The following is a 14,176-nucleotide window of genomic DNA, read 5'->3' as shown; positions in this document are numbered from 1 at the left end:
GGAGTCTGATGCCATAGGCCTTTGGGAACGTCCTTTTTTTCATCAGTAGAGGTGGTAATGTTTTTTGCTTTTCTTTTAAACCAGTCGAATGCCATTTTTAATTGTATTAATGTATAAATGTAAAATGTACCAATGTAAATGTATTTCTTATGAATACTTTTTACATTGATACAAATGTACAGTTCTTATTTTAAAGTATTTACGTTATTTAAATCTTCAAATGCTTTCACCAATCTTGAAGAGAAAGTTTCTTCACCTTTTCTTACCCAAACTCTCGGGTCATAGAATTTCTTATTAGGTTTTTCTTCTCCTTCAGGGTTTCCGATCTGAGCTCTTAAATAGTCGATATTGTTCACCATATAATCTCTAACGCCTTCCGTATAAGCAAACTGAAGGTCAGTATCGATATTCATTTTAATTACTCCGTAGTCGATTGCTTCTCTGATCTCTTCCAAAGTAGATCCTGAACCTCCGTGGAATACGAAGTTGATTGGTTTAGCAGCAGTTCCGAATTTTTCCTGAACATATTTCTGAGAGTTGTCAAGGATTTTCGGAGTAAGAACTACGTTTCCTGGCTTGTAAACTCCGTGTACGTTACCGAATGCAGCAGCAATCGTAAAGTTATCGGAAATAGCTTTTAATTTTTCATATGTATAAGCTACATCTTCAGGTTGAGTATATAATTTAGAGTTATCAACATCTGAGTTGTCAACACCATCTTCTTCACCACCGGTTACTCCGATTTCTACTTCAAGAGTCATCTGAAGTTTAGCCATTCTTTCAAAATATTGAGCTGAAATCTCAAGATTTTCCTCTAAAGATTCTTCAGAAAGATCCAACATGTGAGAAGAGTAAAGAGATTTTCCTGTCTGCTTGAAGAATTCTTCGTTAGCATCCATTAATCCGTCGATCCAAGGCAATAATTTCTTTGCACAGTGGTCTGTGTGAAGTATTACTGTTGCTCCGTAAGCTTCTGCAAGAGTGTGGATGTGTTTTGCTCCTGCGATTGCTCCTAAGATTGCAGACTTCTGTCCGTCATTGCTTAATCCTTTCCCTGCATTGAAAGCAGCTCCTCCATTTGAAAACTGGATAATTACAGGAGAGTTTAATTTCGCTGCAGTTTCCATCGTAGCGTTTACGTTGCTTGATCCAATTACGTTTACTGCAGGTAATGCAAATTTGTTTTCTTTAGCATACTGAAAGATATCAGTAACTAACTGACCTGTGGCAACTCCTGCCGGAAAAATTCTGCTCATGTTTTACTTTTTATTATAAATTTATTAGGTGTTTAATTTCCTGTAAAGGTAATCATTTTTAAGAAATTGCTAATTTCTTTTGTCTCTTCCCCAAAGTAGCTTCTGGCGGATTGTTTCGTAGAAACTCAAATTATTGGGTTGTACCAAAAGAAGCTGAAATGCTGCCTTTCTGATGATGATTTCCTTATCTGTCTCAATATGTATTAATCTCGAGTCTAAAGAAAGTGAGTACTGAGGAACTCTGCTTTCCACTCGGAATTTGATTTCGACTTTATCATTTACTACTAAAGGCCTTACATTCAGATTGTGAGGAGCAATAGGAGTGATGACAAAATTTTCGTTATTCGGAGAAATGATTGGTCCGCCACAACTTAAAGAGTATGCTGTAGATCCTGTCGGGGTTGAAATGATAACACCATCGCCCCAAAATACATTCAAAAATTCATTGTTGATATAAGAGTCAACAGTAATCATGGATGTTGTTTCTTTTCTGGAAACGGTAACATCGTTTAATGCATAAGGAAAAACTCCTTCCAATTTTGGAGATACAACTTCTATTACGGAACGGCGACTGGTTTTTACATCTCCTTTTAAAATAGAATCCAATTCCTTGAAGGCTTCTTCCTTAGTAAAAAAAGCCAGGAATCCCAGTCTTCCTGTATTCACTCCTACAACGGGAATTTCAAGATCTTCGATAAAGGTTAATGAGTTCACAATCGTACCATCTCCACCGAATGTGAAGAAAAGATCAACTTCTTTATCTAAAAGATCCTGTTTGCTATTGAAGGTTTCGAAAATTTTTGAAAACTGAAGCGCTTCTGCCATTTCATCATACAGAACAGATTTTACCCCTCTGCTTTCAAGTTCAGAGATAAACTTGCTTAAATATAAAAAAGTATCAAGATCTTTTTTCTGTGAATATATAGCTGCCTTCATGTTAGATTTCTATGAATTTTTGGAGAAAACCAAATCGGTCTTTAAAGAGGTCGGTTCTCTCGTCAGAATAGTATTTTTCAACGATTCTGTAGTCATACCGGTCAAAAGTTGCGTCTATTGAGGCCAGATTTTCATTGCTGATCTTTATGGTAATATGAATGACCTCGTCAGACATAAAACTGATAAAGCCACCATAGAACTTCGAGTTATTGCTCTCCACGATATTGGCAATTTCCGTCATTGAATATTTTCTGGCAGGAGTTTCTATGGTAAGAATGGCTCCGGACTCCGAAAATAGCGGATAGCGGGAAAGATTCTGAAAAATATCATCACAAGTAATATAACCCAGGTATTTTTCATTCTTATTGATTACCGGAATCACGTTAGAGCTGAAGGTATAAAATAAGCGGATACTATCCATAATATTGTTATCCTCCAGGATGGCAAATCGTTCGATCTGATGTTCAAGGTTTTTCAATGTTCCTCCATCTTCTTCATAAAGAAAGTCTTTGGCAAGAGCTCCATAGAAGTGATGAGATTTTTTGATGAAAATGTGGGAATATCCAAAATCTTCTAACGTATTTCTGGCTGACTCTATTGAATCAGACAGGCTAAAACACGGGAAGTCTTTTGAGATATAATCCTTAATAAACATTGTGCTAATTTATAAAAAATTAAACGAAACTTTTTCTGAAAACGTCTTTTTTTTTGAGTTAAAATAAAAAAAGCGATCTCAAAATTTGTTTGTAAAGAAAAAAAAGGTACCTTTGTCGCCTTTCATTTTTACTTTTTATTAGATTTATTTCAAACTGCACTGTCTACTAACGACATATGCAGTTTTTTTATTTTAAGGCTTTTGCAAACTCCCACATTACGATTCCACCACATACACTTACATTGAGAGAATGTTTGGTTCCAAGCTGTGGAATTTCTAAAAATACATCAATATTAGGAAGTGCTTCGTCACTTATTCCCTCCACTTCGTTTCCTAAAATCAGGGCATATTTTTTTGATTTATCAATATTGAAATCAGTAATAGGCTGACTGTCCGTTGTTTGTTCTATACCTATGATTTCATATCCTCTGCTCTTAAGATCAGAAATGGCGACATTGGTATCTACTTCATGGGCCCAGTCTACACTTTCCGTAGCACCTAATGCTGCTTTATGGATTTCGCGATGGGGTGGTTGAGGGGTAATTCCGCAAAGAATAATTTTTTCAATTAAAAAAGCGTCCGCCGTTCTGAAGGCGGCCCCTACATTATGCATACTTCTGATATTATCCAAAATAATAACCAGTGGAATTTTCTCAACTTTTTTAAATGTTTCTACATCTATCCGGTTAAGTTCTTCTAGCTTTAATTTCTGTACCAATTGTCTTGTCTTGTTGAGATTAATTTTCGGTCTTTACAGACTTCTGTTTTCTAGTGCCCTATTTCTATACACATGAGTTATGTATCACTCTTTCATTTGATGCTGTTTTTATAAAATTTTAATACTAAAAATAGGGCATCAAAAAAGCGTTAAGGTCTATTCTATTTCAAAAATAATAAAATACTTATACTTTACAGTGTAATATTGGCAAAATATTGAAATAAACCTATAGAATAAATGATATAACCCGTTGTACATTTTGATATTTTAACGTTAGTTCGGAATAAGGCAGTTTTGAAGCCGGGAGCTGGAAGTGATGAAGGGCATAAAGAATAACGATTCATCTTTTTTATCGATCTTAAGGCAAAAATTAATGATGTCGTGGGCTTTCAATCATTATAACTGAAAGTAACTTCCAGCCTCCTTCTTCCGGCTCCCAACCCTTTTACCGGACTTCCTTCTCCCGATCTCACATGATTTTGGTTCAAAATGCATAATAAGTTGATATATTATTTTTTGATCATAATCTGATGGACGTTTTTTTCAATATTTTGTGCTAATGTTTCCATGGGAATATCATTTTCATCGTTGTTGAAAGGATCTTCGATTTCTTCTGCAATAAGCTCGAGACTCATCAAAACGTAGTATACAAAAACAGTAAGAGGAATCATGAAAAGTCCGATGGTAATTACATAAGCAATAGGAAGGGCAAATACATACAGAATAATGAATTTTTTGATAAAAGAAGAGTAAGAATAAGGAATCGGTGTATTTTTAATTCTTTCGCATCCACCACATATTTCCAGGAAACCGGAAAGTTGAGTGTCCAGATAAAGCATTTCAACATCAGAAATCTTTCCTTCTTTTTTTAATTGATTTAATTTATAGCTCAAAAGTATAATGATTTCACTTGGGCCATGGTTTTGTAATGATTTTTCAATTTCAGAATAATCTCCATCCAAAGCGAGTCTTGTAGATTCTTTAGAAAGATGTTTGGCTAAAAAATGCGGAAAGAATTTTAAATATCTTGAAATTTGTTCTGCATCCTGTCGATGGTCACCAAGAATCGTATTGATTTTTATGGCTAAATTTCGGGAATCATTAACCAGTTTTCCCCAAAGTTTTCTGCCTTCCCACCATCTGTCATAAGCCGTATTTGTCCTGAAAACCAATAAGAGAGATAATACAAAACCCAATAATGAATGGATCATTCCCACATTACTTACTGCAGATTTTGAGGTGAGGTGAAAATATTCAACTTCCAGATATTGAATTCCCCAAGAGTATAGCCCAATCAGAATCATACTTGGAAAAAGGATTTTTAAGGTATCGCTTTTGTGTAAGCTGAAAAGGATTTTAAGAAAATGTTTGGTATTGTAGACTCTCATATGTTGTATCTGTTTGAATGCTTTTAAATTCTGGAATTTTTGAATTATTTTTTAGGGTTTTTCGGTTTGAAGGATGTTATTTTTTGTATTTCCTTATCGAAATCAGAGATAATCCTCTGAGTTTTGTTAAATACCTCATATTCTTCAATGGCTCTTTTGTCTGCAACAATTTTGGAAACATTGCCCTTCCCTTCTAAAATCTTATATTCATTAAAGCTTAAAAATTTATTAACACTCTCAGCCAGTTGTTGCATGGTAAAAGTATTTTGTCTTTCTATTAATCCTTCTATGTAATCAAAGTACCCGGTGACGGTTCTTTCTAATTGTTGTATTTCTTTTTCCTGCAAATAATTTTTGGCAACTACTATATCTTGTTTGAGGATTCTGCCATCAGGAGCATTTTTCCAGGTTGTTAAACCCATATTATCTTTGGATTTATCTGCAGTAGAATAAATGATTTCTGGTGCTGTTTTTCCCGTTATAGCATAATGAAACTTATTTTGAACCATAGCATAAAATCCCTGAGTAACTTCAGAATTTTTATCATAATCAATACTACACTCTGCAAAGATATCAGTAACCTGTTGATATATCCTCCTTTCACTGGCTCTGATCGAGCGTATCCTTTGGAGTAATTCTTTAAAATAATCTTTACCAAATATAGCCTGGCCTTGCTTTAGTCTGTTATCATCTAAAACAAAACCTTTAATAATATAGTCTTTGAGAGTTTGCGTTGCCCAAATTCTGAATTGTGTGGCTTTGGAGGAATTTACACGATAGCCGACTGAAATAATGGCATCGAGATTGTAAAACTCCATTTCTCTATTTACTTTTCTGCTTCCTTCCTGTTGAACTTGTGCAATTTTTGCACTTGTTGAATCTTTTTGAAGCTCATTGGTTTCATAAATATTACCTAAGTGTTTCGTAATAACACTTCTGTCAACTCCAAATAACTCTGCAATTGCTTTTTGAGTAAGCCAAACAGATTCGTTTTGCAATAGCACTTCAAGTTTTACATCTCCATTTGGAGTTGTATAAAGAATAAAATTTTGAACATTCTCCTCCATAGGGTAAAGTTCCAAAAAAAAATCTAAAAATGAAATGTTGAATTTTAGAATTGGTGGGAAATCTTTATCAAAAAGTTTATAGATTGTTCAAATGCAAAAGGCTTAATATCTCTTATCTTTTCCTTTCTTTTAAAATTTTCTCAATTTTTAAAAAAATACTATTTTTATTTCGCATTAAATACAAAATAAATGATCCTAGAAAAGGTAGATGTAGTCAACGATATCAGTAAAGAAGATTTTCAGAAGAATTATTTCAAGAAGCAAAAACCTCTTCTCATTAAGAATTTTGCCAGCCGTTGGGATGCCTATGATCAATGGAATCTTGCTTATATCCGTGAAAAGGCAGGAGATCAGGAAGTTCCGTTATATGATAATAAACCGGCTGATGCTGCCAAGAGTTCAGATGCTCCTGTAACCCATATGAAAATGAAGGAATACATTGATACGATTAAAAGTAAACCTTCGGATCTTCGGATCTTTTTTTACATCATTACAGATAGGCTTCCGGAGCTATTGAAAAACTTTACTTACCCGGATCTCGGAATGAAATTTTTTAAAAGACTCCCTACTTTATTTTTCGGTGGAAGTGAAGCTCATGTTTTGATGCATTATGATGTGGATTTGGGTGATTTTATGCATATTCACTTTGAAGGTAAAAAGAGAATACTTTTATTTGACCAAAAACAATCTGCTTTCTTATATAAAGTTCCTTTATCCGTCCATACGATCTACGATGTAGATTATGAAAACCCTGATTATGAAAAATTTCCGGCTTTGCAATATGCCAAAGGATATGAAATTTTTATGGAACATGGAGATGCTCTGTTTATTCCCGGTGCTTTTTGGCATTTCAACAGGTACTTGGAGCCTGGCTTTTCGCTATCATTAAGAGCTCTTCCTAATAAGCCTAATGTTTTTGCCAATATGCTGTATCATGTTTTTATCATGAGGTATACGGATAAACTTATGCGTAAACTGTTTAAAGCTAAGTGGGTGAATTACAAGCAAAAGTGGGCATATAAGAAAAGCTCGGAAGCTTTGGAGAAACATTTGGGAAAAGGGAATTAATATAATTAGGATGGAAGATGGGGGCGGGAAGATGGAAGTTATTTTTGCCGAAAAGTCAATTTAAGCCATTCCTAAAAATATTTAATTCTTATATCTAATATTGTGTTATTGTCATTCTGACGAAGGAAGAATCTCTTGTTCTTGTATACTTACAGATATATAAAAGCCTCCTGTCAATAGTAACTTCCAGCTTCCAGCCTTAAAAAGCAATCTATCTATTAATCAGTCCGAAGATTTTGGCATCCACAAATTTTCCTTTTTCAAAAAAGTAATCTCTAAGGACTCCTTCTTCCTGGAAATTTACAGAAGTCAGCAGTTTTTCTGAGGAAATATTGGCGGGATCAATAAAAGCATCTATACGGTGTAATCTCATTTCTTCAAAACCATAGGTAAGAATTGGAAGTATAGCTTCTTTCATATAAGATTGTTTCCAGAATAACGGGTTAAGCTCATATCCTATCTCTGCTTTAAAGTGTTCCCGATACCAATTATGATAGCCACAGGTACCAATGACTTTGCCGTCGGATTTTAATGCTAATGCCCATCGGAATCCTTTTCCTTTTTCAAACTCACTGTTGAAATGTTGAATAATGCGTAGAGCATCTTCTTCAGTTTTGAAAGCTTCAAGATCATAATATTCCATTACTTTGTCTTGGGAGAAATATTCAAAAAGGTCCTGAGTATCATTCAGAGTAAGTTGTCGCAAAATGAGTCTTTCGGTTTCTAAAACAGGAAATTCCATGGGAGGTTATTATATTTTATGGTGAAAATACGATTAATTCCTGAGTAAGGAAAAGTACACTGAAAGATTAACAGGCAAACAATTCCATAACCCTAAATTTATTTTTTTAAATTTGGGGCTCATTTTTTACTATGGCAAAATCGAAGAAGGAAACTCCATTAATGACGCAGTACAATACCATCAAGGCTAAATACCCTGATGCGCTTTTACTTTTCAGGGTGGGTGATTTTTATGAAACTTTTGGGCAGGATGCCGTGAAAACTTCACAGATTCTGGGAATTGTTCTTACCAAAAGAAATAATGGCGAAGGAAGCGTGGAGTTGGCAGGATTTCCGCATCATTCGATAGATTCTTATCTTCCGAAACTGGTAAGAGCCGGGATGCGGGTTGCGATTTGTGATCAGTTGGAAGATCCGAAAATGGTAAAAGGAATCGTGAAAAGAGGGGTTACAGAATTGGTAACTCCCGGAGTTACATTCAACGACCAGGTATTAAATTCAAAAAAGAACAATTTCCTGCTTTCTTTACACAAAGAGAAAGAGAAGTATGGAATTGCCTTAGTGGATATCTCGACTGGAGAATTTCTGGTAAGTGAGGGGAATTTGGATAAGTTGTTGCATATTGTCAATACTTTTGACCCTAGTGAAATTATTTTCCAGAGGAGTACACAAATGCCTGAGCAGCTTAAAAATAAAAATGCTTTTAAGCTTGAAGACTGGGCTTTTCAATATAATTTTGCCTACGAAAAGTTAACGAATCACTTCAAAACTAATTCTTTAAAAGGTTTTGGTATAGAAGGACTTCCATTAGCCATTACAGCAGCAGGAGCTATTTTTGCTTACCTGGTGGAAGATACTCACCATAATCTGCTTTCCCATATTACAAAACTTCAGATCATTCCACAGGAAGATTATCTGATGATGGATAATTTTACCTTGAGAAATCTTGAGATTGTTTATCCTAGCAACCCTCAAGGGAAATCTTTGTTGGATATTATCGATAAAACGTCTACTCCGATGGGAGGAAGATTATTAAGGAGAAGAATTATTCTTCCTTTGAAATCGGTGGATGAAATTATGAGAAGGCTTTCTCTGATCGATTTCCTGAATGAAAATGATCATCTGAAATATGAAATATGTCAGTTGTTGAAGTCGATTTCCGATTTGGATCGATTAATGGGAAAACTGGCTGCTGAAAAGATATCACCGAAAGAGTTGGGATACCTGCGTCAAAGTTTAATTAACATTCATAAAATTAAAGCCTTATTGCATCCTCACGCTGATGTTTTGGCCTGGCTTGAACCATTATTTGATCTGGACGAGCTGATCAGGTTTTTACAGAGTCATCTTAATGAGGAACTTCCGGTAAATATTGCCAAAGGTAATGTTGTAAAAGATGGTGTTTCTGAAGAACTTGACAGATTGAGAAATCTTCAAAGTAAAGGACGTGGCTTTTTGGATGAAATGTGTCAAAGGGAAATTGAAAGAACGGGAATTTCAAGCCTTAAAATTGATTTTAATAATGTTTTCGGATATTATATTGAAGTTAGAAATACCCATAAAGATAAAGTTCCGGATGACTGGGTAAGAAAGCAAACACTGGTGAATGCTGAAAGATATATTACTGAAGAATTAAAGGAATACGAAAATCAAATTTTGGGTGCTGAAGAAAAAATTGGAGTCCTGGAAAGTGAGTTGTACAGAAATGTATGTGCTGAAACCATGGTTTATATTGACCAGATTCAAGGAAATTCCAACATTATTGCACAGTTGGATGTAGCAACAGGATTATCTGAACTGGCTGTTTCTGAAAGTTATACAAAACCTATTCTGAATGATGGGTATGCTATTGATTTAAAAGAGGCAAGACACCCAATTATTGAAAATGCACTTCCATTAGGAGAAAAATACATTCCGAACGATATCTTCTTAGATAAAGATGCTCAGCAGATTATTATGGTTACGGGACCAAACATGGCCGGTAAGTCTGCGATTCTTCGTCAAACTGCCATCGTTTGTTTACTTGCTCAAATTGGAAGTTTTGTACCCGCAAAACATGCTGAAATAGGAATGCTGGACAGAATCTTTACAAGGGTAGGGGCCACGGATAATATTTCTGCAGGAGAGTCAACCTTCATGGTAGAAATGAATGAAGCGGCGAATATTTTGAATAATATTTCAGAACGAAGCCTTATTTTGCTGGATGAAATTGGCCGTGGAACATCTACTTATGATGGGGTTTCCATTGCTTGGGCTATTGCAGAATATCTACATCAGCATCCTACACAGGCTAAAACACTGTTTGCTACCCACTATCACGAATTGAATGAGATGACGGTAAACTTTGAAAGGGTAAAAAATTTCCACGTATCTATCCAGGAGAATAAAGGAAATATTATTTTCCTGAGAAAGCTGGTGCCGGGTGGAAGTGAACACAGTTTTGGTATTCACGTGGCAAAATTAGCCGGAATGCCTGCAAAAGTGGTTAACAGAGCGAATGAGATCCTTAAGACTTTGGAAGCAAGCAGAACTCAGGATGGTGGAGCATCAGAAAAGATCAAAAGAGTAACAGAGGAAAATATGCAGCTTTCTTTCTTCCAACTTGATGATCCCGTTTTGGAAAATATACGGGAAGAACTTACAAAAATTGATATTAATACTTTAACACCGATTGAAGCTTTAATGAAGCTGAATGCGATAAAAAAAATGATTGGAGGATAGTCCAATCATTTTTTTTATGTTATAAGATTAACAACAAAATTCATCCTGAACCCCAGGTACTCCTGATCGTTCTTTTCCGGTTCTGCGATCCGTACAGCTGATTACTATTGGGCAGATTGGACCAGCTCCCTTAATGCTTTTCAATTCTCTTTTGGTAAGTTTTGTTTTTGGGAAATTTGATGTTTTCATAATATGTTGATTTTGGTTTGATTGATGTAAGGTATATTAAATCAGATGACTAACAACAAGCTCCTTTAAGAGTACACGATCTTATTGACATTTCTCCATCAATATTACAAAAGCAAGTTGAAACACACTGTGGTCCGCCACCACCATTAATTTCTTTTAATTCACTTTTACTAAGTTTTCTCTTTTGATTGTTTAATTTTTTCATGATATTTTTAATTTAGTTGTAATCAAATATATAAAATTATTCATATAATTCTTCGTGTTGTGAAAAAATTAACTTGTTTTTTTGAAACAAATAAAAAAGAGAGCTTTAAGCTCTCTTGTGTTTATAAGTGGTTGTATTCGTATGTATTAACGTCTGTGGAGCCTGTAGCTGTAGTCCCTGTTTTGTCGTAATAGCTTCGGATTTCTTTGGTAGGATAACCGCTTGTATTATATTCAAAATTTGATTTAAATATCGTCCATTCAGTTCCGGTACCATTATTATAGTTGACAGTATAGTTGTAACTTAAAGTATTATGTGTTGATCCGGTTTCATCTTCCATATCAATGATCTTCGAATACCCTGTTATATTTTTCAAAGGAGAATTTTTAGTATCATATACAATAGGTTTTAGAGTGACTGTAGCCGTTTGAGAAGTATTATTTATAGTATGGGTAAGGGTACCTGTCCAACTGTTGATGGAACCATCATCATTAAGCACGGCATTTCTTGTCTCTGTTCTTTTTGACGATGGAGTTGTTAACGTAGTAAGTATGGTTACATTGTTGTTACTTTGGTAGTTATAATTACTTTCTGCAGTCCAAAGTCCTCCAGAATCATTACCTGAAGTTGCTTTTTTAGTAAGTCTGTTCTTGGCATCATAGGTGTACTTTGTTGTAACTGATGAGTTTGCCCCACTTGTTGCTGCCTGAGAAATCAAATCACCATCATATACAAAAGTTGTTATACTTCCATCTGTAATATTTTTGATCTGAGAAATTTTTGTACCGTTATAAGTAAGTGTTGAGACATCACCGTCTAAGGTCATTTTGGTAACCAAAACCGGACTATTATCATTATTATTTCCATTATTTGGTAACGTAGAGTCATCGTTACTGCTAGAGCATGAAGCCAAAAAGAATATTGGCAGAAGCAAATAAGTTTTTTTCATGGTTTTAATTTTTTAATGGCTGTAAAAATATCAAAAAATGAATTACTGAAAAAATAAAATTCTAGAAATACCGATATGATGTTCAGAAATGTATTTAACACTAACAATAATATTCGTGTTGAATGTTCAGACCAGAGGGGAGAAATAATATATATTTGTTGAAATAGTTTTTACTAAACAACGATAAAAATGGAGTTGAAATTTAACCTGAAATACTTTCTTCTAACCCTTTTCATTTTCCTGGTTGAGGTTTTAATTGCTACAATATGGAAAGATATTTTCTTTATAAGAGCTTATCTTGGGGATGTGATTGTAGTGATACTCATCTATACTTTCGTAAAGAGTTTTATTAAGGTAAGGAATGATCAGAAATTGATTTTGGGAGTTTTAATTTTTTCTTTTGCTGTAGAATTTGCACAATATTTCAATATTGCCGAAAAATTAGGCTTCCGTCAGGGAAGTTTAATGTATGTTGTTATTGGAAATTCTTTCTCGTGGATTGATATCCTTTGTTATACGATAGGGTGCCTGCTGCTGTATATCGGAATTAATTTAAAAAATAAACCATGCCAAGGTTTCAAACCTTGACATGGTTTAGGATTATCTTCTTTTGGCGAAAAGCATTTTTAATCAAAATTAAGAGTGATAGGAACTGTGTACCAGCTTAGTACAGGTTTTCCTTTGTATTCTTCCGGTTTCCATTTCTTGCTCATAGAGAGAATTACTCTTTCCACTTCTTTATTAAAATCCTGATTGTCCCCTGTTACAAAAACCTTTTCAATCTCACCATTAGTATTAATTGAAAACTTAGCCTTAGCCCGTATGTTTCCTGTAACTCCTTTTATTTTTTTTGGTTGTATTTTATTGGCAGCCTCTTGCATAAATGCAGTAATCCCACCGGGATATTCTGCCGGTTTACGATCTTCCGGCCTATCACTTGGAGTACCACGAGTAGGGGGAATATTTTCGTCGTTTACTTGAGAAAAGCATAGGCTACATCCCAATAAAAATGATAAAAGAATTAATTTTTTCATAGATTATTATTTTATTTTGAGTGGTATTTTATAAACTGTTCAAATCTTGGGAGATCAACCATCCTTCACTCCAGCATGCCTGGAAATTGAAACCTCCGGTTACGGCATCAATATTCAGGACTTCACCGGCAATATAAAAATTAGGAAGCAATTTTGAAGCCATGTTTTTAAAGTTAATTTCCTTTAAATCAACTCCCCCTGCTGTTACAAATTCATCTTTAAATGTTGATTTTCCGGTAACCTGAAGCTTTTTTCTGCAAAGGTTTTCCAGGATTTTTTGCATTTCTTTTCCTGAAATATTGGCAACTTGCTTGTTAAGGTCGACTTTTGAAATTTCCAGTATTTTTTGCCAGAATCTATTGGTGATATCAAAGACTTTGGATTGTCCAATAGACTTTTTAGGATTGCCTTGTTTGAAATTCTGGAAAATTTCTTCAGCTTCATTAATGTCGATGGAGATAAAATTAACCTCAATTTCAAAATTATATTTGAGCTTAGCAAGATTTATCGCTTCCCAGGCAGAAATTTTCAAGACTGCCGGTCCGGAAAGTCCCCAATGGGTAATCAAAAGCGGTCCGCTTTCTTCTGTTTTTAATTTAGGAATTGAAACCCCTGCATTTTCAAAGCTTGTTCCCGGAAGATCTTTTAATAATTCATCTTTAATATTGAATGTGAAAAGAGAAGGAACCAGATCGATAATCTTATGTCCCAGATTTTGTACAATTTTCAGTGATTTTGGAGAGCTTCCGGTTGTATACACAATATAATCTGCTTCAAAATCACCGGAATTGGTTTTCACCAAATATTTTTCGCCCTGTTTTTCAATATCTTTAACACTACATTTTGTTTGTACAACTACATTTTTTTTCTGAGCTTCATTCAAAAAAGTATTGATGATCGTTTGGGAAGAATTGCTTTCCGGGAAAGTTCTGTTGTCATTTTCGATTTTCAATGGAACATTACGCTGGTCAAACCAATCCATGGTATCTCCCGGCTGGAATTTGGTAAAGACGCTTAACAATTCTTTATTTCCACGTGGATAAAACTGAACCAATTCTCTTGGGTCAAAACAAGCATGGGTGACGTTGCAACGTCCCCCTCCGGAGATTTTTACTTTCTGAAGTACGTCAGAGTTCTGCTCTAAAATCGTAATATTATATTTTTTTTCGTCGAGGTTGGATGCACAGAAAAAGCCTGCAGCACCGCCTCCGATAATGATGATCTGTTTCATGTATATGTAATCCTATGC

The 14,176-nt window shown here is 34.8% G+C and carries 14 protein-coding genes and 1 pseudogene; 3 read left to right on the top strand and 12 right to left on the bottom strand.

Annotated elements, in window-relative coordinates:
- The 7 genes and pseudogenes from CW752_RS17015 to CW752_RS05380 form a co-directional block, all read right to left on the bottom strand.
- Positions 1-95 (bottom strand): annotated as a pseudogene (locus CW752_RS17015) (acetyl-CoA carboxylase carboxyl transferase subunit beta); the annotation flags it as partial.
- A gap of 90 nt (positions 96-185) precedes the next feature.
- Positions 186-1,256 (bottom strand): class II fructose-bisphosphate aldolase, encoded by a 1,071-nt coding sequence (fbaA, locus tag CW752_RS05405; protein WP_101238739.1) that lies wholly within the window; start codon positions 1,254-1,256, stop codon positions 186-188.
- Positions 1,257-1,325: 69 nt separating this feature from the next.
- Complete coding sequence (locus CW752_RS05400) at positions 1,326-2,192, bottom strand: NAD kinase (protein ID WP_101238738.1); 867 nt, start codon at positions 2,190-2,192, stop codon at positions 1,326-1,328.
- 1 nt (position 2,193) lies between these two features.
- On the bottom strand, positions 2,194-2,847 hold the full coding sequence (locus CW752_RS05395) for a CBS domain-containing protein (protein ID WP_101238737.1): 654 nt from the start codon (positions 2,845-2,847) through the stop codon (positions 2,194-2,196).
- 187 nt (positions 2,848-3,034) lie between these two features.
- Positions 3,035-3,565: an RNA methyltransferase gene (locus CW752_RS05390; RefSeq protein WP_101238736.1), complete on the bottom strand. Its 531-nt coding sequence runs from the start codon at positions 3,563-3,565 to the stop codon at positions 3,035-3,037.
- Between the two features lie 509 nt (positions 3,566-4,074).
- Entirely contained in the window at positions 4,075-4,953 is an 879-nt protein-coding gene (locus tag CW752_RS05385) for a bestrophin family protein (protein WP_101238735.1), read from the bottom strand.
- Positions 4,954-4,997: 44 nt separating this feature from the next.
- Positions 4,998-6,020: a virulence RhuM family protein gene (locus CW752_RS05380; protein WP_101238734.1), complete on the bottom strand. Its 1,023-nt coding sequence runs from the start codon at positions 6,018-6,020 to the stop codon at positions 4,998-5,000.
- Between the two features lie 189 nt (positions 6,021-6,209).
- Between CW752_RS05380 and CW752_RS05375 the strand changes: the two genes are divergently transcribed.
- Complete coding sequence (locus CW752_RS05375) at positions 6,210-7,088, top strand: cupin-like domain-containing protein (RefSeq protein ID WP_101238733.1); 879 nt, start codon at positions 6,210-6,212, stop codon at positions 7,086-7,088.
- Positions 7,089-7,299: 211 nt separating this feature from the next.
- Here CW752_RS05375 and CW752_RS05370 read toward each other — a convergent pair whose 3' ends face one another.
- Positions 7,300-7,830 carry a GNAT family N-acetyltransferase gene (locus CW752_RS05370; RefSeq protein ID WP_101238732.1) on the bottom strand — a complete coding sequence of 177 codons (531 nt, stop codon included), beginning with the start codon at positions 7,828-7,830 and terminating at the stop codon, positions 7,300-7,302.
- Between the two features lie 131 nt (positions 7,831-7,961).
- Between CW752_RS05370 and mutS the strand changes: the two genes are divergently transcribed.
- On the top strand, positions 7,962-10,550 hold the full coding sequence (gene mutS, locus CW752_RS05365) for a DNA mismatch repair protein MutS (RefSeq protein ID WP_101238731.1): 2,589 nt from the start codon (positions 7,962-7,964) through the stop codon (positions 10,548-10,550).
- 27 nt (positions 10,551-10,577) lie between these two features.
- Here mutS and CW752_RS16845 read toward each other — a convergent pair whose 3' ends face one another.
- The gene (locus tag CW752_RS16845; RefSeq protein WP_185117577.1) at positions 10,578-10,739 is read right to left on the bottom strand and encodes a hypothetical protein; all 162 of its coding nucleotides are present in this window, start codon (positions 10,737-10,739) and stop codon (positions 10,578-10,580) included.
- A gap of 326 nt (positions 10,740-11,065) precedes the next feature.
- Positions 11,066-11,893 (bottom strand): hypothetical protein, encoded by an 828-nt coding sequence (locus CW752_RS05360; protein ID WP_101238730.1) that lies wholly within the window; start codon positions 11,891-11,893, stop codon positions 11,066-11,068.
- Positions 11,894-12,082: 189 nt separating this feature from the next.
- Here CW752_RS05360 and CW752_RS05355 point away from each other — a divergent pair, with 189 nt between their 5' ends.
- Entirely contained in the window at positions 12,083-12,481 is a 399-nt protein-coding gene (locus CW752_RS05355) for a DUF2809 domain-containing protein (RefSeq protein ID WP_101238729.1), read from the top strand.
- Positions 12,482-12,519: 38 nt separating this feature from the next.
- Here the strand turns inward: CW752_RS05355 and CW752_RS05350 are convergent, their stop codons facing one another.
- A complete protein-coding gene (locus tag CW752_RS05350) occupies positions 12,520-12,927 on the bottom strand; it encodes an energy transducer TonB (RefSeq protein ID WP_101238728.1) in 408 nt (135 codons plus the stop codon).
- Positions 12,928-12,955: 28 nt separating this feature from the next.
- A complete protein-coding gene (locus CW752_RS05345; RefSeq protein ID WP_101238727.1) occupies positions 12,956-14,158 on the bottom strand; it encodes an NAD(P)/FAD-dependent oxidoreductase in 1,203 nt (400 codons plus the stop codon).
- Between the last annotated feature and the right edge of the window lie 18 nt (positions 14,159-14,176).

Source organism: Chryseobacterium sp. PMSZPI (genome assembly GCF_002835665.1).
Classification (GTDB): Bacteria; Bacteroidota; Bacteroidia; order Flavobacteriales; family Weeksellaceae; genus Chryseobacterium.
This window is presented reverse-complemented; position numbering and strand designations above follow the sequence as displayed.

Bases quoted from the DNA above. Each gene is read 5' to 3' on its own strand.
- CW752_RS05360 (WP_101238730.1), bottom strand. From the start codon at position 11,893: ATGAAAAAAACTTATTTGCTTCTGCCAATATTCTTTTTGGCTTCATGC.
- CW752_RS05345 (WP_101238727.1), bottom strand. From the start codon at position 14,158: ATGAAACAGATCATCATTATCGGAGGCGGTGCTGCAGGCTTTTTCTGT.
- CW752_RS05395 (WP_101238737.1), bottom strand. From the start codon at position 2,847: ATGTTTATTAAGGATTATATCTCAAAAGACTTCCCGTGTTTTAGCCTG.
- CW752_RS05350 (WP_101238728.1), bottom strand. From the start codon at position 12,927: ATGAAAAAATTAATTCTTTTATCATTTTTATTGGGATGTAGCCTATGC.
- fbaA (WP_101238739.1), bottom strand. From the start codon at position 1,256: ATGAGCAGAATTTTTCCGGCAGGAGTTGCCACAGGTCAGTTAGTTACT.
- CW752_RS16845 (WP_185117577.1), bottom strand. From the start codon at position 10,739: ATGAAAACATCAAATTTCCCAAAAACAAAACTTACCAAAAGAGAATTG.
- CW752_RS05355 (WP_101238729.1), top strand. From the start codon at position 12,083: ATGGAGTTGAAATTTAACCTGAAATACTTTCTTCTAACCCTTTTCATT.
- CW752_RS05380 (WP_101238734.1), bottom strand. From the start codon at position 6,020: ATGGAGGAGAATGTTCAAAATTTTATTCTTTATACAACTCCAAATGGA.
- CW752_RS05370 (WP_101238732.1), bottom strand. From the start codon at position 7,830: ATGGAATTTCCTGTTTTAGAAACCGAAAGACTCATTTTGCGACAACTT.
- mutS (WP_101238731.1), top strand. From the start codon at position 7,962: ATGGCAAAATCGAAGAAGGAAACTCCATTAATGACGCAGTACAATACC.
- CW752_RS05400 (WP_101238738.1), bottom strand. From the start codon at position 2,192: ATGAAGGCAGCTATATATTCACAGAAAAAAGATCTTGATACTTTTTTA.
- CW752_RS05385 (WP_101238735.1), bottom strand. From the start codon at position 4,953: ATGAGAGTCTACAATACCAAACATTTTCTTAAAATCCTTTTCAGCTTA.
- CW752_RS05375 (WP_101238733.1), top strand. From the start codon at position 6,210: ATGATCCTAGAAAAGGTAGATGTAGTCAACGATATCAGTAAAGAAGAT.